Origin of the sequence: Paenibacillus sp. S150 (assembly GCF_019352175.1) — a bacterium.
GTDB lineage: Bacteria > Bacillota > Bacilli > Paenibacillales > Paenibacillaceae > Paenibacillus_AQ.
In genome coordinates, this window is record NZ_JACBYI010000015.1 from 35,851 (window position 1) to 61,228 (window position 25,378).

General features: G+C 42.4%; 17 protein-coding genes. 1 reads left to right on the forward strand and 16 read right to left on the reverse strand.

All coding sequences use genetic code 11. From position 1 onward, the window contains the following. Positions 1-30: 30 nt before the first annotated feature. The 10 genes from HYD27_RS15295 to HYD27_RS32425 form a co-directional block, all read right to left on the reverse strand. Positions 31-1,335: a Fe-S-containing protein gene (locus HYD27_RS15295; RefSeq protein WP_219216536.1), complete on the reverse strand. Its 1,305-nt coding sequence runs from the start codon at positions 1,333-1,335 to the stop codon at positions 31-33. 69 nt (positions 1,336-1,404) lie between these two features. Further along, positions 1,405-2,031, reverse strand: coding sequence for an iron transporter (locus tag HYD27_RS15300; RefSeq protein ID WP_219216538.1), 627 nt, complete (start codon positions 2,029-2,031; stop codon positions 1,405-1,407). A gap of 55 nt (positions 2,032-2,086) precedes the next feature. Continuing rightward, the gene (locus HYD27_RS15305; RefSeq protein WP_219216540.1) at positions 2,087-3,310 is read right to left on the reverse strand and encodes an FTR1 family iron permease; all 1,224 of its coding nucleotides are present in this window, start codon (positions 3,308-3,310) and stop codon (positions 2,087-2,089) included. Between the two features lie 395 nt (positions 3,311-3,705). Next, on the reverse strand, positions 3,706-4,623 hold the full coding sequence (locus HYD27_RS15310) for a metal ABC transporter substrate-binding protein (RefSeq protein ID WP_219216542.1): 918 nt from the start codon (positions 4,621-4,623) through the stop codon (positions 3,706-3,708). After that, complete coding sequence (locus tag HYD27_RS15315) at positions 4,620-5,459, reverse strand: iron chelate uptake ABC transporter family permease subunit (protein WP_375373921.1); 840 nt, start codon at positions 5,457-5,459, stop codon at positions 4,620-4,622. The genes HYD27_RS15310 and HYD27_RS15315 overlap by 4 nt, the downstream gene beginning before the upstream one ends. Next, complete coding sequence (locus tag HYD27_RS15320) at positions 5,455-6,198, reverse strand: metal ABC transporter ATP-binding protein (protein WP_219216682.1); 744 nt, start codon at positions 6,196-6,198, stop codon at positions 5,455-5,457. Before HYD27_RS15320 ends, HYD27_RS15315 begins: the two co-directional genes overlap by 5 nt. 368 nt (positions 6,199-6,566) lie before the next feature. After that, positions 6,567-7,109 (reverse strand): ABC-2 family transporter protein, encoded by a 543-nt coding sequence (locus HYD27_RS15325; protein ID WP_219216546.1) that lies wholly within the window; start codon positions 7,107-7,109, stop codon positions 6,567-6,569. A 1-nt stretch (position 7,110) separates the two neighbouring features. After that, complete coding sequence (locus tag HYD27_RS15330) at positions 7,111-7,728, reverse strand: ABC transporter permease (protein ID WP_219216548.1); 618 nt, start codon at positions 7,726-7,728, stop codon at positions 7,111-7,113. A 10-nt stretch (positions 7,729-7,738) separates the two neighbouring features. Next, positions 7,739-8,242 carry an AAA family ATPase gene (locus HYD27_RS32420; RefSeq protein ID WP_219216549.1) on the reverse strand — a complete coding sequence of 168 codons (504 nt, stop codon included), beginning with the start codon at positions 8,240-8,242 and terminating at the stop codon, positions 7,739-7,741. Then, positions 8,220-8,663, reverse strand: a complete 444-nt coding sequence (locus HYD27_RS32425; protein WP_219216550.1) for an ATP-binding cassette domain-containing protein — start codon at positions 8,661-8,663, stop codon at positions 8,220-8,222. The genes HYD27_RS32420 and HYD27_RS32425 overlap by 23 nt, the downstream gene beginning before the upstream one ends. A gap of 517 nt (positions 8,664-9,180) precedes the next feature. On the opposite strand from HYD27_RS32425, the gene HYD27_RS15345 reads away from it, so the two are divergent. Then, complete coding sequence (locus tag HYD27_RS15345; protein ID WP_219216551.1) at positions 9,181-11,844, forward strand: cation-translocating P-type ATPase; 2,664 nt, start codon at positions 9,181-9,183, stop codon at positions 11,842-11,844. A gap of 123 nt (positions 11,845-11,967) precedes the next feature. Here the strand turns inward: HYD27_RS15345 and HYD27_RS15350 are convergent, their stop codons facing one another. Genes HYD27_RS15350 through HYD27_RS15375 form a run of 6 tightly spaced genes read right to left on the reverse strand, consistent with a single transcriptional unit; the run spans position 11,968 to position 25,357 of the window. Next, positions 11,968-12,879: an alpha/beta fold hydrolase gene (locus HYD27_RS15350; RefSeq protein WP_219216552.1), complete on the reverse strand. Its 912-nt coding sequence runs from the start codon at positions 12,877-12,879 to the stop codon at positions 11,968-11,970. A gap of 14 nt (positions 12,880-12,893) precedes the next feature. After that, positions 12,894-13,424, reverse strand: coding sequence for a cupin domain-containing protein (locus HYD27_RS15355; RefSeq protein ID WP_219216553.1), 531 nt, complete (start codon positions 13,422-13,424; stop codon positions 12,894-12,896). Between the two features lie 13 nt (positions 13,425-13,437). Continuing rightward, entirely contained in the window at positions 13,438-18,075 is a 4,638-nt protein-coding gene (locus HYD27_RS15360) for an AMP-binding protein (protein WP_219216554.1), read from the reverse strand. Beyond that, entirely contained in the window at positions 18,072-21,590 is a 3,519-nt protein-coding gene (locus HYD27_RS15365) for a condensation domain-containing protein (protein ID WP_219216555.1), read from the reverse strand. The genes HYD27_RS15360 and HYD27_RS15365 overlap by 4 nt, the downstream gene beginning before the upstream one ends. Before the next feature lie 13 nt (positions 21,591-21,603). Further along, the gene (fabD, locus tag HYD27_RS15370; protein WP_219216557.1) at positions 21,604-22,824 is read right to left on the reverse strand and encodes an ACP S-malonyltransferase; all 1,221 of its coding nucleotides are present in this window, start codon (positions 22,822-22,824) and stop codon (positions 21,604-21,606) included. Position 22,825: 1 nt separating this feature from the next. Next, positions 22,826-25,357: a non-ribosomal peptide synthetase gene (locus HYD27_RS15375; RefSeq protein WP_219216559.1), complete on the reverse strand. Its 2,532-nt coding sequence runs from the start codon at positions 25,355-25,357 to the stop codon at positions 22,826-22,828. Positions 25,358-25,378 lie beyond the last annotated feature (21 nt).

Below are 25,378 nucleotides of genomic sequence, written 5' to 3' on the forward strand. Positions count from 1 at the left end.
CCATCCCCAATCTTTTAACGCTGTCAGCCCTTAATGCTGGAAAAGATCCTCCTGGTGAAACGTAGCGGTTTCCTGCTCCAAGTCACTGCCCGCAATGACCAGATTGCCTTTATCCATGTGATACGCAAGCGGGATCGGATTACAGCCGCCCTCGAAGCCAATGGTTGGAATATTCATGATAACATCGCATTTCCGGCAAATGACCTTGTTATTCTTCTGGTAGTATCCTGAAGAGCCACAGATTTTGCAGGCATCGAATCCGACCCCGTACATCGTTTCGGATTTGCGGATAATAATGAACCGGACAATCGTTCCGTCCGCAGCCGTGTACCCGAACCGGTGGAGATTCCGGTCATCCACGGACGCAGCCGGAATGACAATCTGCCGGCTTGCGTCAGGAGTGACCGGCTCCGCCGGGGATAATTCAATCGTCTGATTGGCCAAAACCGCCTCTACACTGAGCAAGGAGGGAACAAGCACCATCAATCCCGCAATGGAAGCCAGCCAGCGTTTGTCGTTGCGCACCCGCGCCTTGAACTTCCGCTGAACCGCAGGATTCCAGGTCTCGGACAATTTTTCTTTTCTTCTCTTAAACGACAATAGGACCGTTACGGTCCAGATCAACGAGGCTCCAAGCAGCACGTAAAGGTATTTATCCATGTTATTAATAATGGGGACCAGGATCTTCATCGTCAGCGGAGTTAACGGAAATACGCCTCTGGCGAATAGAATCTGTGCGACAGTAAAAATCTGATTGAGCATCATAGCCGCCAGTAGCAGTACACTTCCAGCCACTGAGCTGCGAACTGAAAGTGTACGTGTGCTTCTTAGAAAGGACATTGCAAAAAGGAAGCTGAACACCAGCCCCAGCAAGCCGCCCGTGAACTTAAGAATAAGCTCAGTGTTGACTACACTGTAAGTCTGGATAAAGATACTGCTTGGAAACTGCAGCACGCGCATCAGCGGCAGCACCGTCAGCGAAGCGGCAGTGAGGAAAATAAATATTTTCCCCACTGTACCTCTGGTCCACAGCGAATGCGCTGTATGTGCAGCTGCCGAGTCCACTTTTCTGGCCTTGCTGATCCAAATCAGATATAGAACCTCCAAAATAAAGCACACTGCCATTGTCCAGCCTGTAAAGCTTTCCTTTTTCGGCCCCGACCATTTCAATGCATACAGCACAGCACAGCCGGCAATTGCGGCAAATCCGGCCCCGCCGTATACCCATCTGGATAAAGCACTGCTCCCCGCATGCCGGAGCCACACGATAAGGACGGAAATAATCAGCGCAACCTCAAATCCGTTTCCGAGCGTAATCGAAATCGCTTTTAACAATTTTTTCTCACCACACTGTTCTGGTTACAATCCCCGATTATGCTTGCGGACGCTTGTCTGTACTATGTTTTACCAGGTTCTTGGCACCCATGAGAATTCCCAGGTTAAGTCGATCGGTTCCTGCCAGAAACGTCCCTCTACGCCTGTCGCGTCATCCGTATGCAGCAGGTAGTCCATTTTTTCCGGTGATTCCACCACATAATTCAGAACATATTCCCCTGCACCGTCAAGCTTTACATTGGCTCCATAGTGGGCACCGTCAGAAGCATTCATAGGCATAAAGGTCCCTTCGGAAACCACTTTATCTGTAGCTTTGGCTTTGATCTGATAATGAACGGTCAGGTATGGGATAAACTCGCCAATCCCGAAGCCTGTCTGATTCCCTTCCAGCGCGGCAATATCCGCTTCGAGGTGGAAGTCGGACTGGGCGGCAGGCAAGCCCGCTTTGTCCATTGGTTCCATATCTACCGGCTGCAGATACAGCGCTCCAACCTTCAGGCCTTCGACTTCCTGCTCTTCACCGATCGGGAACTCTTCAAAGGCTGCCGCTTCATCCGACGGAGCATTGACTTCCGTATTGTTTCCTGAAGCAGCTGCGTCATTGCCGCTGTTGCCCGTCGAATTGCAGCCCAGCATTAATGAAGACATAGCCACTGCCATTCCTGTGATCATCAAGATATTTTTGATTTTTTTCATTCTCTTTACACCCCTATATATTTGTTATAAATCTGAAAAAACATCATGAACGCCATTACCCCTGCAATTGCCTTCCTTCCGGTTTGAGCTTGCCTTTGCGGGTGGACAGCATATACCAGACAAGACCTATGACCGTAGCCAGCAGCAGCAGCCCCTGTGCGGTCAGGCTTTCTACCGTTGGATAGATCCCAAAAAAGCTTATAATCGGAAATCCGGAGACCGTTGTTGCGCTAACCATAGTTCCGGCCTGCAGCTCCGTAATGGCTTCCCCGGCAAAAACAAAAGCCAGATAGTACATCAGAATGCTGGTTCCGATAAAGAAGGGCTTAAGCGGAATGCGAAGACTCCCGTAGCGGATAATCAGGAAAATCACAACCAGCCCCACAGCTCCGGCGGCAATTCCGAGCCCGATCATGCTGACCCCTGCCCGATCTTGTCCACTCACCAAGGCCTGATAGAAAAGGACCGTCTCGGCGCCTTCTCTATAGACAGCAAGAAATGCAGCCAGCCATAGAGTCAGAGTGTTGCCCGTCGTTATCGAGGTCTGAATCTTACCCTCAATATAATTCTTCCACCGTTTGGCATCGGCTTTGCCGATTAACCAGAAGCTCATGGAGAAAAGCACAACTACGGCCAGCAGCATCGTAATGCCCTCCAGATTTTCCTGGCTGGCCCCGCTGATATTAAATAAATATTTGAGGCCAATCGCGGTCAGCACGCTTGCCCCCAGAGCCACTAATGAGCTCTGATAAATAATCTTGACCTTGTCCCCATTTCCCGACTTGATCAGATACGCAATGATGGCGGCGATCACGAGAATAGCTTCAATGCCTTCCCGCAGGATGATGGCCAGTGAGGATAAGAAAATCCCCCATGGAGTACTGTCAGACTTGCTGAGCGTAGCCGCATCCTCCTGCAGCATGTCCACCAGCTCCGACATCTGCTGATTCACCTCAGCCTTGGAGGCTCCGGCAGTCATCGACTTGCGGATCAGGCGGAACTCTTCCTCGATGATGGCGTTCCGCTTCGATGAAATATTATATTTCACCGCTTTCTCCATCTGTCCGCTCTCATAAGGTCCATAATATGCATTATTGACCTGATTCTTCGCCTCTGCGACATCCCCCTTATCATATGTCTCCAGTGCTTGCTGCAAGGTATCTTCTATTTGGTCTACCACCTTGCGCCAATTGCCATCCGCTGCATGGGCTTGACCTGGAATGATCAATACCATTAACAGAATAACTGCCAAACCTGTCCGCCAAAATCTCCCCTGCAACCGAATCCCCCCACTTTTGAGCAAATAGAAGAAACAAAATCCGCATTGATTGATAATGATTATCATGATCATTATTTGCTCTAGTGTAATGAATAAATCCGCTTAAATATATGATATTTATCATCTTCAACTCTTTTTCAGAGCTGCCTGTTGCTTTTTCAAATTAATTTTCCAACAAGCAGAAACGGCTGCGCCGTCCTTATAGGACGGTATCCGTTACAGCGAGAAAGAGAAGGCTAATTGATAGCGTGAAACCTATAAATTCTCTTATAAAAAAGCCGCCCAATAATGAGCGGCTTTTTTATAAACAAAATTTTTTCCGGCTATTAAATTGAGACCCTTGAGAGAAGATTCACGGAAAACATCCAAGTGGTGTTCAATTCATTTTTCTCATATTATTGCGATAACCCTTCTACAACTTTATCAATATTCCATTTAATCATCTTAATATATGTGTCCCCGTCTTCACCTTTTTTTGCTAAAGAATCGGTAAAGATCTTGGAATGTATAGGTACTCCCGTTTCATTAGAGATGGTTTCCATTGTCTTGGGATTAACGCTCGTTTCCAGAAATAGCGCAGGCACCTGATTTTCATTGATAATGTTAATAATTTTCTTCATTTGCTCAGGCGTTCCCTGGCTGTCCGTATTAATCTCCCAGATAAAAGCCGATTCAAATCCATACGCCTTCGAGAAGTATTTGAATGCCCCCTCGCTGGTGACCAGAATACGTTTCTCCTGGGGGATCGCAGTCACAGCATCCTTTGCATACTGATCCAGCTCATTAAGCTCCTTAATATACTCTGATTGATTATTCAGATAGTACTCCTTGTTGTCCGGGTCTTGTTCAATCACACGTTCGGTGATGAGGTCCACATACTTGATGGAATTTTGAATATCCAGCCAGGCGTGGGGATCTACTTGGGTTTCCTTGCCTTTTTCGGTTAAATACATGGGGGTTACTTCTTCCGAGACAGCAAAGGCAACCTCATTCTTATTAGTCACCTTCAGGAGGTCCTGGAACCATCCCTTCCCCGTCTCAAGATTCAAGCCGTTATAAAAAATCAAATCCGCACCGGATACTCTGCTGGTATCTGCAGGCAGTGGATCGTACATATGCGGGTCCGTTCCGATGGGAACCATGCTGTAGACTTCTGCCTTATCCCCCACTATATTTTCTGTCATATCCGCGATAATGGAGTACGTGGCAACAATCTTCAGCTTATCCTCACCCGCTTCCCCTTCACCAACGCTTGAACATCCGGCAAGCAGCAAAATGAACATGGCCATAGATAGAAGTTTGGATTTTTTCATCCTTGTTTCAGCCCTTTCCTCAGAAAATTGTTTTTAGGCGATAAAATAAATGAGATCCCGAACACGCTTACCCCAACCAGCACAATCGTGGCACTTGTCGGCAGATTGAAGCTGAAGCTCACAAACACTCCTGCGATTCCCGATACGGCACCGACCGCGGAAGCCAGCACAATCATATGCAGTAATGTATTCGTCCACAAATAGGAAGTCGCTGCCGGAATAACCAGCATGGCGATTACAAGCACAATGCCTACTTGGGATAATGAGGATACCGTGACCACTGACAGGAGCATCATCAGCAAATAATGATAAAAGCCTGTTTTTAATCCATACGCTTTGGCAACTACCGGATCGAACGAACTGATTAAGAGCTCTTTATATAACAGAACAATGACCGCAAGTACAACAAGCATAATCACAAAGGATTGCGTAAGCTCAGACTGCGGGACGGCCAGAATGTTGCCAAATAAAATATGGGTCAGATCAAGCCCGCTTTTGGCAAAGGTAATCAGGACAATGCCCAGGGCAAAAAATGAGCTGAGAATAATGCCGATCGAGGTATCGCTTTTGATATTGCTGCGGCTTGTAATAAACTGAATGAGAATTGCGGCCAGAAGCCCAAACAGCGAGGCCCCCAGCAGAATGTTGATTCCCAGTATGTACGATAGCGCCACACCGGGAAGTACTGCATGGGATAAGGCGTCTCCCATCAGCGACATCTTTCTGAGCACAATAAAGCTTCCAAGCGCTCCCGAAACAATTCCAAGTATGATCGCAGATATTCCGGCGTTAAGCGCATATATTGGAAGGTTCAGCAAGCCTGACACATAATCAATCATTCCCGCTCCCTCCCATCCCTCTGATAATCACATTTCCCAGGGAGGCACCGTACGCCCTGCGGATATTTTCCGTCGTGAACGTGTCTGCCACATCGCCAAAAGCAATCAGTTTCTTATTGAGAATGATGATTTTGTCAAAATATTCTTCGACCTCATGCAAGTCGTGGTGAACGACGAGGATCGTTTTGCCTTCTTCGCGCAGCTGCTTGAGCAGATTCACAATGATCTTCTCACTGACCAGATCTATGCCGACAAAAGGTTCATCCAGAAAAAAAACATGGGCTTCCTGGGCGAGGGCCCTGGCAATAAAAACCCTTTGAAGCTGTCCCCCGGACAAATTGCTGATCTGCTTATCCGCCAGGTCACTGATATCCACCATGGCCATGCATTGCAAGGCCCGGTCCCGCTCTTTTTGCCCGGGACGCCGGAACAGCTTCAAGTTCGGGTAAGTTCCGGTGAGCACTGTATCCTTCACGGTGATTGGAAAAGAAAGATCAATGTCATTTTTCTGCGGTACATAGGCGATCTTCCGTCTATATTCAGAAATATCTTTTCCCCCGACCATTACCTTTCCTGTTCTCTTTTTGATAACATCCAACAATGACTTAATAAATGTAGATTTACCTGCACCGTTAGGACCGATAATGCCCACCGCATGCCCAAAGGGTATATCCAGATTCACATTTTCCAATGCTGAATTCCCGAAATAATCCACGTTTAGGTTCCGAATTTCAATCATTTACAAATCCCCCGTCTCCTTCTGATAAATCTGCTATCCGTATAACCATGCAACGTATTTCCTGAGTGAAACAAATATTTTCATCTACATATATGTTTCCTTAGGTAAACATTTATTCTTATGAACAATATATTTAACCATAGGCAATATGTCAACAGAAATTTAAATTTTATTCATTTGGCGGAGGGATGATGGAGACTCTATAGAAGGGATTATGCAATGTTGGAGAAACGGGAAGCAGACATAAAAAATCCTGATAAATCAAGGGTTGCTTGATTATCAGGACTGGGATGACTATGAGAATATGGTGTTATACAGCGGTGACAAAGTGAAACCCCGCTCCCACAGATTAGCAACTAATCCTTTTATGACCCTGTACTTTGATATTGATTAATGCCCAAATCCCAAACCCTGTAAGCCAACAGTATAGAAATTAAGCCGATAATTGGAGCGCCATATTGTAGTAACGGATGAAAAAGCATACCCCCTTCTTTTTGAAGCAAGTACTGGGCAGGGAAAAAGTTAATGAAGGCAAACGGTAAAAAGAACGTCAACAGAATTTGTATCCATTTCTGATATATCGTAATTGGATAATTCAAAAAACTTCTAAGGTCATATATTGCTAATTCCAGCACTGCAGATGACTTAACAAACCAAAAGCTAATACTTCCAGAGGCAATCATAATTGCAGAATGAATTAGGACAGCCCCCAGTAGAAGTAGCACAAACCATAATGCCTTAAAGATTGTCCAGTCGATACTCAGCTTTGGAATTGAGATACAGAAAATAATTATTGATAGTATAATATGTCCCAAAAAGGTGTATTCGAACTGTCTTGCTATAATATGGACCATTTTGCTTCTCAAGTAAACGATTATGAACCTGATATATATTTTTAAAGGATTCATCTTATCCCCCTTGAATAACCAGCTTATTAATGGCTTTACTCCATACCAACCTCTCTCCAATCCATAGCACTATTATCCAAAACCATTGCTGAAGCATCAGGATAACGATATCATTGATCTCTGTCTTACCTAAATAAATGGATAGCGGAACAAAGTAGATTAATCTAAAGGGAAGGTAAACTGAAATTTGCTGCAAGAAATCAGGGAAAAACCATAACGGTATAATGGACCCCGATAAAAGACCGATTAAATCACTCAAGAATCTTTGCAAATGCCAGACAGCCATATACCAAAACGCCAATAAACCAATAATAAAGGTTATCAAAAAATAAATAATAGCCGCATTAATTAATGAAAGAAGAAAGAACGGTAAAATTTTCAATTGGACCATTTGAAACCCAAATGCAATAGATCCGACTGCTAAAAGCGGGATGAGTTGAAAACTTAACCTGAATATACTATTCCCTACTGTATCGCTAATAAATATCAGTTTAAAATTCATAGGTTTAATTAAATCCATTGCAATTTCACCGCTTCGGATCTTTCTTTCCATCTGTTTGATGACTTCGTTTTTTATCAATAGAGAAATTGTAGTGCTTATAATAACGTAGGTAACCATCTCTTTTAAGCTAATATTGCCTACGTTCCAGTAACCATGTAATAACCACTGTTGAATTTAGTTTTTTTTTGTCATAAATAATATGTAGTTTTGTCCCTTCATGATGAATGTGGGTTACGCCTAATTGATAGAGGTCTTGAGTATTCTCTGCCATTTCATCTGTTTCAACAATCATTACTTCTTCTGAATCATATTCATTTTTCAATTGTTGAAGATTCCCGTCATATATAATTCTCCCATGATCAATAACTACTACACGAGAACAGAGTTTTTCTATGTCTGACATGTCATGAGTCGTGAGAATAACTGAGGTATTTATCTCTTTGTTCATCTCTTTGATAAATTGCCTGATATTTTCTTTGACTACCACATCCAATCCGATTGTCGGCTCATCCAAAAATAACACTTTAGGATCATGAAGCAACGCAGCGCAAAGATCAGCTCGCATACGTTGTCCTAAACTGAGTTGCCTCACGGGAACGTGGATGAATTCACCTATATCCAAATAGTCCATAAAGATATTCAAACTTGGCCCGATACTGTTTTTCCGAAACATTATACATATATCTCATTAAATTTAATGATTCAGATACTGGAATATCCCACCATAGCTGTGTTCGCTGACCAAATACTACTCCAATTTTGCTGGCATGCTCTTTTCGGTTTTTATAAGGAATTAACCCGTTCACCTCTATATTTCCGCTCGTCGGCAATAATATACCTGACAGCATCTTTATCGTTGTCGACTTCCCCGCCCCATTCGGACCCAAATAGCCTATAACTTCACCTTCATCAATTTGGAAAGATATATCATTAACCGCTGTTTTTATCTCATATTTTGCATTGAATAAATTTTGCAGCGAGCCGACGAAACCTCCATTTCTGATTTGTCTCCGATAATTCTTCGTAAGATTCTCTACCTTGATTATTGGCACTGAATCACATCCCATATCCACAAAATTTTATTTTTGGCCTAAGCATTCAAACTTCAATACCCCCATACAACAAAATATATTTGCGTTGTTATAAGAATTCCCCAGAAAAAAATGTATGCAGCCTAGTGCCAATCAGATCAGAAATATAATAATAAAACTGCTATTCACCCTTTTGTTTTTTATATGTATAAATCATTTTGTTATATCATTAAATTTAATGCTACTACAATTTTTTTACAATCTCAATACATAAAAATACATTTTCAGTGACCTTCGAAAAATCTTATTCTCTACCTCTGCTGCCTTCATTTGCAAAACAACGGGCTTTTAATTATTATTTTGTCCCTGCTGGATTGCGGCGTATTTACCAATAATTTTTCACCCAGAACACATACTAAACCTAACATTTTGAAACTTGCTACAGATTGAATCGTAAGCTTTAAGATCAGTCCTCAAGTCTATTCCTTTGACGGACGGTATACCGAAGACACCGTACAGCAGAGAGGAGCTATCATTAGTGGAGTACTACCGCAACAGTGTAGCAGACAGTTTACAGGATGTGCAGAGTTCAACTAACGGACTTACGTCGGCAGAGGTCGACAAACGATTGAGAAATGATGGCTACAATGAGTTAAAAGGAAAGAAAAAAGATCCCGTCTGGAAGCTTTTTCTTGAGAATTTCAAGGACCCTATGGTGGTCGTACTGCTTATCGCGGCCATTGTCCAGATTGTTATGGGACATGTTATGGAGTCGCTTATCATTTTCCTCGTGTTGATTCTCAATGCAGTTATAAGTGTCATCCAGACCCGTAAAGCGGAAAGCTCACTCGATGCCCTGCAGCAAATGTCGGCGCCTGAGGCCAAAGTGCTGCGGGATGGTGAATTAAAAACTGTCCCCGCAAGGGAGCTTGTTCGTGGTGATATTGTATTGCTGGAAGCCGGGGATTTTGTACCCGCTGACGGCCGCATCATAGAATCGGGAAGCTTGAAGATAAATGAAGGCATGCTGACCGGGGAATCCGAGGCAGTTGAAAAACATACAGATACCATCCCTAAGGAATCTCCGCTCGGCGACCGGCGCAATATGGCGTTCAGCGGTTCCCTGGTTGTATATGGCCGTGGAACCCTTGTGGTAACGGGAACCGCGCTGACTACCGAAATCGGAAAAATTGCTGAGCTCATTGAAAGCGCCGAAGCCAAGCAGACACCGCTGCAGCGCAAGCTTGAAGCATTCAGCAAGCAGCTGGGCGTAGCAATTATCCTGCTGTCCATTTTGATCTTTGCCATCCAGACCGGACGTGTCTGGCTGTCGAATGATGCAGTGGATACAACGGAAGCCATCCTGAATGCGCTAATGTTTGCAGTCGCTGTTGCAGTCGCCGCTATTCCCGAGGCGCTTTCCTCGATCGTAACGATTGTCCTGTCCGTAGGCACGAACAAGATGGCTAAGCAGCATGCGATTATCCGAAAGCTTCCCGCCGTCGAGGCCCTTGGGTCAACCAGTGTCATCTGTACAGACAAAACCGGCACCCTGACCCAAAATAAAATGACGGTTGTAGATTACTTTTTACCGGAAGGTGACCGTGATCAATTCAGCCAGGAGCCTGAAGAATGGTCTGAGGAAGCCCGGCGCCTGCTGCATATTGCCGTGCTCTGTAACGACTCTAACATTAATGAGGATGGTAAAGAGCTGGGGGACCCGACCGAAGTGGCGCTTATTGCCTTCAGCAACAGCAAGAATAGAGATTACAGGGAAATACGCGACAATTTCCCGCGTGAAGCCGAACTTCCTTTTGACTCGGACCGCAAGCTGATGACTACCCTGCATACGTTTGACGGACAAAAAGCAATGATTACCAAAGGCGGGCCGGATGTGCTCTTTGGTCTGTGCACGCATGTACTTTTAAGCGGAAAAGAAGTGCCGGTGACTCCGGAGGTCCTTGAACGTTTCATTGAAGCCAATGAGGATTTCTCCAGAAGAGCACTGCGTGTACTTGCCTATGCTTACAAATCCGTGCCAAATACAGTCACTGAAGTCGGACTGGAAGATGAACAAAATCTGGTGCTCGTAGGTTTGACAGCTATGATTGATCCTCCCCGTGAAGCCGTCTACGGAGCGATTGCAGAATCCAAGAAGGCTGGAATCCGGACCATCATGATTACCGGTGATCATAAGACAACCGCGCAAGCGATCGGCCGCGATATCGGCCTGATGACTGAAAATGAAATTGCTGTAACCGGCCAAGAGCTTGATGCCATGTCCGAAGAAGAGCTTGACAATAAGCTTGAGCAGATTGGTGTGTACGCCCGCGTCTCCCCGGAGAACAAGATCAGAATTGTCCGGGCGTGGCAGCGGAAAGGCAAAATAACAGCCATGACCGGCGATGGCGTAAATGACGCTCCTGCCTTGAAGCAAGCAGATATCGGAGTTGCCATGGGCAGCGGAACCGATGTTGCCAAAGATTCGGCTGCCATGATTTTGACCGATGATAATTTTGTATCTATTGTCAATGCTGTATCTGTGGGCAGAACGGTGTTCGACAATATCAAGAAAGCGATCGCCTATTTGTTTTCAGGCAACCTGGGTGCGATTATCGCTATCCTCTTTGCCCTTATCTTCGACTGGATTAATCCTTTCACGGCGATTCAGCTTCTGTTCATCAATCTGGCGAATGATTCTCTGCCCGCCATAGCTCTGGGTATGGAAAAGCCCGAGCCTAATGTGATGAACAGAAAGCCAAGAGAACTCAAGGAAGGAATATTTGCCGGAGGAATGATGCAGGCCATCATTACCCGTGGTCTGCTTATAGGTATAGCCGTAATTATCTCCCTGTATATCGGGCTTCAGAATTCACCTGATATGGGCGTGGCTATGGCATTTACAACCCTGATCCTGTCCCGTACGCTTCAGACCTTTGCCGCCCGCTCGAACAGTCAAACTTCTATTGAAGCCGGCTTTTTCAGCAACAAATACGTCCTTGGAGCCGTACTGGTCTGCTTTGCCTTTTACGGCATTGCGGTTCTGCCCGGGGTCAGAGAAATCTTCTCTATTCCGGCTTCGTTCGGGATGTCAGAGTGGCTGATTGCAAGCGGCCTGGCACTCGGCGCCGTCATCCTGATGGAATTGACGAAGCTGGTCCGCAGAGCGTTCACGCCCAAATCAATTGAAGCAGCCCGCTGACAGGGATGCCCCAACAACTATTTAAATTCCACTGAAGCAAGCTGTAATTGGCCAAAAAACAGAACAGAGATTCCTCTATGACAGGAATCTCCGTTCTGCTGTTTTAGCTCACCTGTTTAATATCTACGGTTGATTAAAGAAACTAACACCAATACTGTTCAACTTATTCACGATCGGTGAGAGTACATGGGATAGACTTTCATTTAATAGAAGATGTACATTTTCGTCAAACAGCATCAGTTCCTTATACGGTGCTTTAATCATGTCATATATTTGTCGAGTATAGGCCTCTGGAAATAAAGGATCTCCCTTTGCCGCCAAGACGATAACGGGACATTTAATACTTCCATCCTGAATCGAGCTAAGGTCAGCACTAAATAAGCTGGATAAGAAATAGAGCGGATAACTCATGAATCCGATAGGATCGTTGTAAAATTGCTGAATTATTTTTTTATCGCTTGATACCTTTTTCAAATCAAGATAAATGCTCACAGGAACAGGAAGTTTCGGAAACATCTTAGCCAAGCGGTTCATTAAATGAATACAAAACTTATAATTTTTCTGGAGAAATCCAGGAAATCTCGTAACTACAATGGAGTCAGACACTTCTGGAATAAGGATATTGTGAGGAAAAACAGCTTGAATGCGATCATCCTGGCCAGCAAGTGCTATCGCAACAATCCCCCCTTGACTGGAGCCCATAACAATAACGTTTTTATTAAAATTCTCAAGAGCATAGGTTACAGCATCCTTGCCATTTTGTACAATTTCATCAAATGAAAAGAGTTTTTTTACGCGGGGGCTTTTCCCGTGGCACACAGGGTGCACACCTATGACATTAAAGCGATTCTCCGCAAGTGAGTGTAGAAATGCTTCATAGAACAATGGATGGGTTGCTGTACCCGGTAAAAAAACGATGCAGCTGTCTTCCTTGCGGTTTCTCCAAATAGACAACACAATCGGAACATGATTCGATTCAATAGTAACCTCTTCATATTCCACATTTGTCTTACGCTGCTCCCCTGAATTATCCAATAGAAGTATCTCCTTCATTTATATTCAGACTTATAACCAAGCCACTTAGCGATAGGCCCAAAAAGGTTAATATACAGCTTCTGTAACACGATGAATTTTGGATAGAATGTCTGGTTTTTCATTTCATAACTAATAACCGCCAGTTGCAGTAACCCCGGCACACCTTGCTTATTGGTTTTATTCTGCTTTGACAGATAAAAGACCGTCCTGTAATATTCTTCAAACTTCATGCCCGGCGATATTTTTGCTCTGAGAATTAATTCACCGGTTCCGCTATTCCACCCTGTATGCCTTATGCCCGGCGGTATAATGGCTTTGTCCCCACCGTTAAACGTCCGTTCGATCCCATTGATTCGACAGGTCATTATACCCTGGACTACTTCAAAAGCTTCCTCCGCCAAAGGATGAAGATGTTCTGGAGCAATGGGCGTTCGAGGCAGACACACGTATTCGTAAACGAAATCATTGCTGCCATCTCCCGCAGACCCAATAATTGTTAATCGTTCCCCTGTGAGAGGATTTTCAATAGTGTTAATATCATTCAATTTATGATCCCTCCTACAAAAAGCCCACCTGTGTACAGTAATCTGTCATTTTTCGAATATGTTCTTCATTCACTTCTGGCCATTCAAATCCTAATTGTTGTAATATACTAGCCGTTCTCTCTGAAGTCATAACAAAGAAGGTCTCTTCGGTATTCAGAATTCTGGAGTGTAACAGGATATTTTCCACATGTTCCTCAAACCTTTTTTCATTCCGGTTGATGTACAAAAAGTCGAGAAAAGCTGTTGGGGAAATTGCATTGACATCAAATCCGCTTTGATTAAGCATTTGGTTCAATTGCTGTAAGCTGGTGTATTTATGATTAAAAACATGATAGGTCGCCTGTCTTTTACCTTGGATTTTCATAAGGAGTACTATTGCCTTGCTTGCGTAATTCACAAATGTAAAATCAATGAAATGTGGACTTTGTTCAGGCATTTTCTCCAATCTGATAAAAGATTTCAGCGTTTTATAAAAGCCGTTCTCTTCAATATTCTCTTGAAATTTCCCCGATTCCGAATGACACACCAGATTACCCACTCTATATATATTCGCAGCTAATCCAGCTTTTTGTGCGTTCACTACTTTTAGCTCTGCTTCGAATTTGGTTTGAGTATAAAAGTTATCGATTTGTTGCCCAACATTACAATCATCCTCGGTAAACAAAAATTGAGATTTGTTATTAATTCTTCCGCTTGCTACACCTACAGTCGATACAAAATGCAAACTCTTCTGCCGCTCTGAGAAAGCAAATTCAATGATATGCTCTGTTCCCAGTACATTGACCTTATAAAAATCATCAAATGCACCATAATGCTTTACATTAGCCGCTGCATGAACTATGGTATCCAAGTGCACTGCAAGATGAGCATAGTAACTGGGATCCAAACCAAATTGTACTTGAGTTAAATCTCCGCAAATCACATGTATCCGATGTTTATTGCGTTCGTATAGATCCGTACCAAAATAGAAGTCTAATCTATTGATTAATATATTTTCCGCTTCAACTACATTAATTCCCCGCTTAAGAACATAAATATGGTCCTCTGACACGTTTAGCATTTCAAACAATAGGTGAACACCCAAATATCCCGAAGCACCCGTAAGCAGAACATGCTTTGGCAGATCATAATCAAATTGGATTTCACCTTTATACAATTCATCATAAGCATTGACTGAGTAAAGCCTCATTTTCTCAGTGATTTCTTCAGCTTGTATAACACGATCACGGGAATCAAGAATAAATCGTTTGGCTTGTTCCATCTTTTGTTCTAATGAAATATCCTTTACATGAATCTGTGCAGCTAAAGCTTCAACTGTAGGATATTGGAACAACTGATTGATTCCAATTTCAAATCGCTCGGATAGCTTCGAAACCACCCTAACTGCCTTAAGTGAATTCCCTCCAATTTCAAAAAAATTGTCCATAACTCCAATTTTCTCAAGCGCCAATATGTCCTGCCAAATTCCACACAGAATTTGTTCAGTTTCATTCATAGGCGCTTTATAATTTTTCAACTTGATAAGCAGCTTTTCCTCCGGCTCCGGCAACTGCTTCCGGTTTACTTTGCCACTTGAATTCAGAGGCATTGTATTTATTGCCACAAAGTAGGCAGGAATCATGTAATCCGGTAATTCTTTTGCCAAGTCCTTTTTGATGTCAGCTACTTCAACTCCTGCATAGTCAGCTACATAATAAGCACATAAATAACGGTCTCCCCCTTCTTCCAACCGGTCGATCACGACAGCCTCTTTAATATAAGGCAGCTTAAGAAGCTTATTGTCGATCTCGGAAAGTTCTATTCGACAACCTCTTATTTTCACTTGATAGTCGGCTCTTCCGAGAAATTCAATGCTCCCTTCTGGCATCCATCTTCCCATGTCGCCACTTTTAAACATTTTGGTTCCAGGAACAAATGGATTATTGATATATTTCTCTGCTGTCAAATCATCTCTATGCAAGTACCCTCTGGAAAGGCTATTTCCTGCGATGAATATCTCACCTGAAGCCCCAATAGGCTGCAAGTGGCCATAATCGTCCAGAATATAGACTGAAACGTTGGCAATCGGCATACCGATAGGAATAATCTTGTATTGTGCATCTAACTTTCCGCTTGTAGTAACTACCGTATTCTCCGTTGGACCATAATTATTCACAATTTCATATGGAGTCGGTTTGAGAACTCTAAGTGCATCTCCTCCCGTTAATAAATATTTAAGGGAATGATTGTCAGCTTCCATGAATTGCTCACATATTTGGGTAGGTAAAAAACTGATCGTGATCTGCTTCTCTTCAAAGAAATCGTTAAGCTTCTGAATATCCAGCTTAAGACGAATGTCGATAAAATAAACCGCTGCACCACTTATCAAGTACGGAAAAAGTTCCCATACTGAAGCATCAAATCCAAATCCCGCATATCTTGTCGCATTATACTGAGAGGTAACCTTAAAACGGTTGTTATGCCACTCGCATAAATTAGCAAGTCCGCGATGCTGGACCATGACACCTTTGGGAGTTCCGGTGGTTCCGGATGTATAAATAATGTATGCTAGATGATCAAGCTGGGGCTTACAGTTCGGGTTAGGGAATTCTTTTATCAATTCCAGGTCGCTGCTGCTGAACTGATATTTATTCTTCAACTTTTTCTGAGCTCTGCTGCTCGAATTCGTTTTGTTGATTACCAATAAAGCGTCATATCTATATTCCGTAAGCTCATTTTTAATTTTGCCCAGCTTGCCGGTAAATTCGATGCTTTCAATTCCCCTTATTTCACATTGCAAATCTTCAAAAAACGTGCGGGATAAAAATAATTCTTCATCCCATTCCATTTTCAAAGCAGGGTGTTGTTCAAGATGCTGGTTGGCATAATCACGAAGGGAATGAATAAACGCTTCCTTGCTGTCCAAATCCATGATATCCCCGATGAAGACAATTCCTTGCTCAGGTATCTTTTCAATTGCTTTTCTCAACACTTGGCGAAAATAATTATGACCATGGAAGCACTGTACTACGCTGTTCATAATAATAATATCAAAGTTACCCGGAATGGAATCCACATCATGGGCAGGCAACTTCATCAGGCGGATATTCTCGGTTTCCAGCTGTTCTACCCTAAACTGGTTTTTTGCCAGGATGGCACTCGAAAGGTCTGTACCATAATACTCGCCAACTAGGGGAGCAACACGAAACATCGTTATACCCGAAGCACAGCCAATTTCCAGCACCTTCTGATGCCTCTTTAAATAGGGCTGCAGCTTAACCAATACATTATCGCCATACTCGTCCATTTCTGCTTGGCTAAAATTTACTCCTGTATAACTATTGACCCAGCCTCCGCCCGTGATTTCGTCTACAGCCACACTCCCCATATATTCCCAAAGATTCTCATCCATTAAACTGTTGGACTCATTTTCTTCTTCTTCGTATACATCCAAACTATCCAAACACAGAAAACTCTTCATTAGAGGACAGTCCCACTGAAGGCGGTTTAACTTACGAATGTACTTTTTTGATGAGATAATAAAGCTGATCCCTGCATCTTTGACTATTGCCTGGATTCGCTCTTCAGGATTATCCACGTCTAAAGGGACAAAAGCTGCTGCAGCTTTTAATACTCCCAGCAGCGCTATCGCTTGCTCAACGGACTGTGGAAGAAGAATACCTACCGGTTCCTCCAATGCTATATTTTGCATGAGTAGAAAATGAGCCAATTGATTGGAACGGACATTCAGTGCAGAATAAGAAAGAGATTGGTTATCGTCAATTACTGCAGGCAGGTTTGGATATTGCATTGCCATTACTTCGAAACCTTCAACTACTGTGGCTAACTCGGACGCTGTTGTTCCACCTCCATTGCTGAACTTCTCCAATAATTCATTCTGTTCCGCCGGAACCATTAATTCGGCTCGTTCCATTGGTTCATCCGGATAAGAGCTAAGCCAATTCAGCAAATGACTTAAGTGTCCAGCATATTGCTGTATCATCTGGAGAGCATGAAATCCACTATTATAATGAATGATGAGGGCAAGACCTTCCTCTTCAGCTTTTAAGAGAAACAAGAGTTCCGACCCCATAAACTTTAATGCTACTGAATTATGTATATTCTCCAGCATAACAATTGTCTTAAATTCATCAGGAGTATTACTTGAAGACTTATAGAGAAATTCAGCAAACGGAAGGTCTTGATGCAAGTATGCTTCAGAGACTGTTTGTTTAACTCTGGCTAAATACTCTTTATAGTTTCCTGTCCAATCCACTTGTGTTCGAATCGGCAGCAGCCTTGCGGACGAAACCTGCGATTGTTTCGCATCGTCTTTAAGTGGCGGTATGCCCACCAATATATCTGTATTACTGGTATATCTGCTTAATAACAACTTCAGTGCCGACAATATAAATATAAAAAGTGCATACTGATTTCCCCTGCACTGAGACATGATCCGCTGGGTCAAGTTTTCGTCCAGATTATACTTGAATTGCTGCTGTTCTGAGCTTGATTCGTGCATGAACATGGCCTTTGCAGCAAAACCGCTCATTTGCAGATCATCCTCAAGTTTTGTTGACCAATAACGAATGTCATCCTGATTTATGGATTCAGAGCTATTTAATGATTGATTAATCAAATTAAGCACTCCAATCTGAATATTTCTTTTCAAAAATTAAAATCCATCTCCTGAAAGACTTTTGCCGACTCGGTTTGATTTACTCTCTTGATTTCGAGTTCCTTTATGAGCTGATTACGATCTTGCGTCATTTGAGCCAATAACAATAAATAATTCTTAGCCATATTTCTGATCGTTTCTTCTTGAAAGAGCTGTGTGCTGTATTCAAATGTAAACAGAATATCTTTATCACTCGCAAAAGCCTGTAGAGTAAAATCAAATTTAGAGTTTGGGTTGATATTATTGGAACTTAATTTCAGATCTCCGCATTGAACCGAAGTCATGCTTCCGTCTTGCAGAGCAAATACCACATCGAACAAAGGATGACGGTTAACACTTCTCGGGAGCCCTAATTGATCTATCAAGTCTTCGAACTGAAAATCCTGATTCTGATAGCCGCATAGTGCAGTTTCTTTAACTTCTTCTATAAAGCAAGCAATCGATTTATTGTCCCCCGGGAAATTCCGCAGAGCCAGCATGTTGACAAACATCCCGACGATCTTCTCCGTATCAGCATTCCTTCTTCCGGAGATTGGCGAGCCCACGACTATATCTTCCTGCCCCGAATATTTAAAAAGCAGTAAATAATATGCTGATAACAAGATCATAAATAGTGTGGATTGGGTCTCCCCACACAGTCTATTAATATTTCCAAACAGTTGTTGATCCGCACTAAATTCAATAATATTCCCTTCATTGCTTTTTATGGAAGGGCGCGGGAAATCTGTAGGGACATAGAGCATCGGAACAGTTCCCTTATATCTGTCCAGCCAATATTGACGCATGGCCTCCATTTCATCCGATTGCAAGAAGCGGTTATGCCATCCGGCATAATCTTTATATTGAATATGTAAAAAATCCGGCTTTAACTTGTTATAAAATTGAATGAAATCCTGAAGCAATATCGACAATGAGGTGCCATCTGAAATGATATGATGCATATCTATTAACAGGACATGCGTTTCAGCATTTATACGATACAGATTAGCACGTATTAACGGGCTTTTATCCAGCTCAAACGGCAAGATGAAGCTTTGAACACACTTGGGTAACTCCTCCAGGGTAGTTCTCTGATGATGCAGAGTGAAAGGGGTATGGTTGGAAATTCGCTGTACTAGCTCCCCGTCTACGTTATGAAAGGACGTTCTGAATACTTCGTGCCTATTGATGAGTTGAAGCAAAGCATCTTCAAACCTGGTGTAATCTATAATTCCCTCTACTCTGATTGAAAATGGCATATTATAACTTGTTTCTCTATCAAGCAATTGCTGAAGTATGTAGATTCTCTTTTGTGCTGACGATATCGGATAATATTCTTGTTGAGGCAGGAGTTCGATCTTATAAGCATTTTGATTCTTTTTTTCAGAAAGTTCCCTTTGATCTATAAAATATGCGAGTTCTTTAACCGTTTGCCATTTCAGGACATCGGCAATTGTAATAGGTGAGGAACAAGTGCGGTTGTATCTATTAACAAATTTGGTAGCAAGGATGGAGTCACCGCCCATCTCATATAAAGAACGATGAATATTAATGCTGCTATAACCAAGTTCCTCAGACCAAATTTGTCCAAGGAGGTATTCAGTTTCGGAATAATCCTCGGAATTTTCTTTTCCTTCAAGGGAAAAGCCTTTTACAGTGTCAGAAGGGGCAAGGAAAGCATCAGGAATATTGATCCAGCAGCTTTCTTGTTCAAAGGGATAGGTGGGTAAAGGAATGGTATAACGTTGCTCCTTATTATAAAGTCTGTGCCATCTCACGCATTTCCCCTGAGTAAACAAATGGGCTAATTTCACATGATCATCTGAATCACAATCACTTGTGGTCTCATCCCCCTCCTTGTCCCCATAAAAAATTGGCCCATCGCCATTACGATAAACGTCAAAGTTCCCCATGAGTAAGAGGTTTAAATGTTCTCTCAGTTCCACTATGCTTTCAGTTACGATTGCAACCCGGAATGAATGAAATTGTCGTCCAGTATTAGCCGTGTAACATAGATTTCCAAGGTCAGTATCCTCATGATCTGTCAGAAACTGATAATAGCGGTCTATGTACCGAGCTAATGCCCTTTTAGACTTAGCTGAAATTATGAATACTTCAGTTGCTGTTGCTTTCTTTGTCGGACGTACTTGCACAGGAGAGGCTTCTTCAACAACAATATGACAATTAGTTCCGCTAAAACCAAAAGAACTTATCCCCGCTCTTAAGGGGAAAGCCTTGTCCCATTTCTTCTTACGATTAACGAGATACACGGGGGAACCCAGAAAATCAATATTTCGGTTAGGCGTGTTAAAGTGGAGGCTTGCCGGAATTTCCCGATGCTGTAGAGAAAGCACCAGTTTAATCATGCCTGCAATGCCTGCGCAATCATACAAATGGCCAATATTGGATTTTAATGAGCCAATTCCACAGAATTGCTTGTTATCCGTATATTTTCGAAAGGCTGCATTAATTCCTTCGATTTCAATAGGATCTCCCAGATTTGTGCCAGTCCCATGTGATTCAATGTATGAGATCGTCTCTGGATCGATCCCTGCATCCTTCCATGCTTTAACAATAACCTCTGTTTGAGCCGTAACATTGGGTGCGGTAATACCAATAGAATTACCGTCTTGATTTACAGCCGTTCCCTTGATTACAGCATAAATATGATCCCGATCTTTCAAGGCTTCATCCAAGGGTTTGAGCAATATTGCTGCTGCCCCTTCACCTATGCCCGTACCATCTGCACTATCATCAAATGCTCTTGTCCGTCCATCCGATGATTCAATGCCAATCTTCTCTTGATGATCAAGAGGAAGCAATGTAGTTCTCACTCCTCCGGCCAGCGCCATGCTGCACTCACCATTCCTAAGGGCACTGCATGCAAGATGAATAGCGACCAGTGATGAAGAGCAAGCGGTATCAACTAACAAGCTCGGCCCCTTTAAGTCAAGTAAATAAGAAATTCTGCCTGGAATAATTGAAGCCAAATTACCTGTAACTCCAGCCGAATAATGTTGTTTACTCGTATCCGATACGATTTGTCGATACTGGCTCCCTTCAGAGTCTGCAATATAACCTACATATACTCCAGTATCAGTGCCTTTAATTTTTTCACCGCCATATCCCCCGTCCTCCAGGCACTCCCATGCGGTCTCCAGAAAAATACGCTGATTAGGATTCATCATCCTGGCTTCTATGGGTGTTATGCGAAAAAAATTATAATCAAATTGGTCAACATTATCTAAATAAGCTCCCTCTATGAATTCAAAGCCTTGCTCAGTAGGACGAATATACTTCAAATATTTTTCGGCATCTTCTTTTCTTGCGGCTGGAAAAGGACGAATACAATTAGCCTCGGCAGACAGCATATCCCAGAAGTCCGAATAGTTATCTGCAATTGGAAATCTGGAAGATAACCCAATGATAGCTATATCCCTACTGCTAGCACTCACCACATTCCCACTAGCTTGTTTCTTAGAATCATAAGTATTTGCGTTTGCTAAAAATGAGAATTTTTTCTTTGACATTTCAACACTCCCTTTATAATTGAGAGAGAAGCTTTTTAATCGGGATTAACCTTTCTCCAATTTCCTGACTATCAACTTTTTTAACTATTAAAATCAACTTTAGCAATTCTATTGCATTCCTCCCTTGCTCTCCGAAACTGGATATTTTCTCTTTATAAATTTGTTCCTTCATTTTTTCCAGCTTTGTATAAGGAGGAACAACTGAGGTTATATATTCTTTACCATCATTACAATTCTCGGTACTTGCTGCAGCAGCTAGGCAAGCATTGATTATATCCATGCAATGTTGCAGCTTTTCTTCTTCAGAAGGCTCTTTTTCCTTATGCAGATCCATATTATTCAATGAAAGAACGGTTGATTGCTTAGAAATGTGTTTCATCAAGCGCCCAAGCACTTGTCCTGGTCCCAGTTCGATAAATTCATCTGTACCCTGGGCCAGCAGAAATAACATAGAGTCGTACCACTTCACTGTATTTGTCATCTGTTTTGTTAATGTCGGCACGATGTCTAGTTCATTTTTATACGGCTTGGAGGTTACATTGGATACGACCGGCCAATGCAAACGATAATAAGTATACTTCTTCAATTCCTGATGAAGATCGAGCGCAGCCCTGTTCATCAGATGGCAGTGGAACGGAGCACTTACTCTCAACGGGATACTTTCCCCTCCTGCTTGTCTAATCTCCTGATCTATAAGGCGTATGGGTTCAACTTCTCCTGAAATGACAAATTGTTCAGATGAATTGTAACATGCAATCTCAACTCCCCTCTTGTTCTTCATCCAGGTTGTATCACAAAGCTGATTTAAAAGCCGATAGGAAATTCCACGCACTGCCAGCATCGATCCTTCACCTTTGGGTACAGCTTGCTGCATAATCTTCCCCCGGCGGCTTACCAATTTTACAGCTTGAAAAAAAGGAATAGCGCCACTGCATGCTAACGCAGTATATTCCCCAAGACTATGGCCTGCCAGATAGTCCGGTTCGATCCCCCTTTCGTCCATATACACCTGGAACATGCTGTAACTTAATGTCAATAAGGCCGGTTGGGTAAATTCTGTATTCGCCAGTTTATTCTCATCTGTTCCAAAGCTCAATGCAGCAAGATCATAGCCCACAGCTTCAGATGCCTCTTCATAAATCTTTTGTACTCTACTATATTTGTCGTAAAGAGGTTTTCCCATTCCCGCAAATTGAGATCCCTGCCCTGGAAATAAAAATGCCGTTTTCCCCATGTTACCCCTCCTTGATTAAATTAAAGACCATATCCGCCAGATCATCGAATGACTCCTTTACTGCTGGCTCTTGCATTCTTCTTGGTTCAAAATAACAAACAACTTTTATACTGTTAAAAGCAAGTTCAAACTCTATAACGATATCAAAACAAGTCAATAAATTAACCCCGGATCTTTTTAGAGCCCTGTCATACATAAAAACGGCAGCTTCACTTAACTCTTTCTTTAACTTAATCTTTCGCAAATCGTCCAATTTAAAATAGGACTGTCCACCTTTTTGCAATTCCATATTCAAAGTATCCACAAATGATAGCTCTACACTGTTCTCTTGTTCCAGCATTGTATTAAGTACAATATTCTTCGCGTCTGCCAATTTAGAGAGGACCATGCCATAGCAGAACGCTAAATATTCCCCGATTGTAATTTGTTGCTCAGAACACACTATGGATAAGTTATTAAATGCATCATCAGAAATTTCGAAATGGAATATTTTAGCATGCTGTGCACTTGTCGAGTGCTTCACAAAGAACGCTGATGGTAGTTGGATGCAGGGGATACTAAATGCATCCCGGCTGGACAAAAACCTCGCCATTTTCACAATTGTAGGATTTGCAAATAAATCTGTTACAGAAATATTACGGTTATATGTGTTTTCAATTTGATCAGCCATTTGGTTAACAATCAATGATGTGGCTCCTGCTTCAAAAAAGTTGTCATTCACCCCAAGCTTGATATCCGGACAACACCTTCTCCATAGCTCCAACAGTTCACTTTCCAATCCTATTGATGGTGATTCAAGAGAAGAAGCTGATTCCAAATGACCTTGTAACTGCTCCATCTGTTGTAGAATAGAGTCGAATTTCCCTTCTTTATACCACTGTTTCAACATGAAACGTTGAATTTTCCCGCTCGTTGTTTTTGGCATATCGCTTACAGGAAGCACATGACTAACTTCCAGGCCCGTTTTCCAGCTTATAAGCCGTTTTAACACTACAGATTGTGCAACAAACGGTTCCAATGTTTGTTTGTGCCAGATAAAAATTAAAAGCTCGTCACTTTGCAGTTCATTGTTCCATATTCCGCAGGCTGCTATCTTGCCTAATTCAATACCATCGAGCTGTTGTGCCACGGTCTCTATATCCGAAGGATAAAAATTTTGACCATTTACAAATAAAATATCTTTTGCTCTTCCAGTCACGATGAGGCGCCCATTAAGAATGAATCCTAAATCCCCAGTATTTAACCAGCCATCAGTGCTGATGATTTCAGCACTTCCCTCCGGATCATTATAATAACCCGATGTTACATTATCACCTTGGATATGTATGATTCCGACATGCCGTTCAGGCAGCGCGGCATTCTTCTCATCACAGATGCGTAACCTGCAATGCATAACGGAATACCCTAAATCCACCAATCTCCAATGCTCCTCATGCTCTTCAAGTTCATTAATTTCAGAGCCGATAAACAATTTGCTGCGGTCCAGAGCAACAGTAGAAAGCCCCTCGTTAACCGGAGAAAAAGTAACAGCAAGGCTTGCTTCTGCGAGACCATAAACATTGAATAAACTTGATTTACTTAGTTGAAAGGGCTTCATTCTATCCATAAATTCCCAACAAATTCCTGGGGATATTGGTTCTGCACCATTAAATATTAGCCGAACGCAGCTAAGATCCCAATTTTTCTCTTGTTCATTCCTAAAAGATTGCAAAAAGTGTTTATATCCAAAATTAGGCGAGGAGGTTAAGGTAATCCGGTGTTCATTGATTTTGTCAAACCATATAGACGGCCTTCTAATAAAAAGATCAGTGGGAATAAGAAATAAATCTACACAGTTAGCCAGAGCACCTAAATGAAATCCAATTAGTCCCATATCATGAGTTAATGGAAGCCAACTTAAGGCTCTATCCCGAGACGAGATTTCTGCACCTGCCGTAATACCCTCCAAATTAGCAATTAAGTTACGATGTGTAAGCATTACCCCTTTGGGAGTCCCAGTCGACCCTGACGAGAATTGTATAAACGCAATATCATGAGGCTCAGGCCTATGGATAGATTTGTCGGAAACAAGAGCCTTATAATTTCCCGTATCTTCAAAATCTGATTCAAGAATAATTGATCGTTCTCTTATCGCCTCCAGGCTTCTAGACAAACTGTTTTTTTGAGCGAAGCTCTCCAGTTCAGTGAAGGTTCTTTCCACTCCAATTATGTAAGGATGAATCAGGATTTCCCAAATATTAAATATTTTTCGTTTATGTTCATCATTATGTCCGACTGATACAGGTACAGGTATAATCCCACCTATAATACATGCCCAAAATACGGTCAGAAATTGTTCATTATCTTCAATTTGCATAATTAACTCTTCACCATACTTAATTCCTCTTGAATGAAGAATATGTAAAGCCTTGCGTGCGTTTTGCATCAAGTCATTATAGGAAACATACTTCTCAAATCCGTTTCTTGAAATAAACGTAATTCCCCGTTCTGTCCCGGCATGACTAATCATCTCAACTAAACTTCCAAATGCCATAGCGTACTCCCCTTTATCATT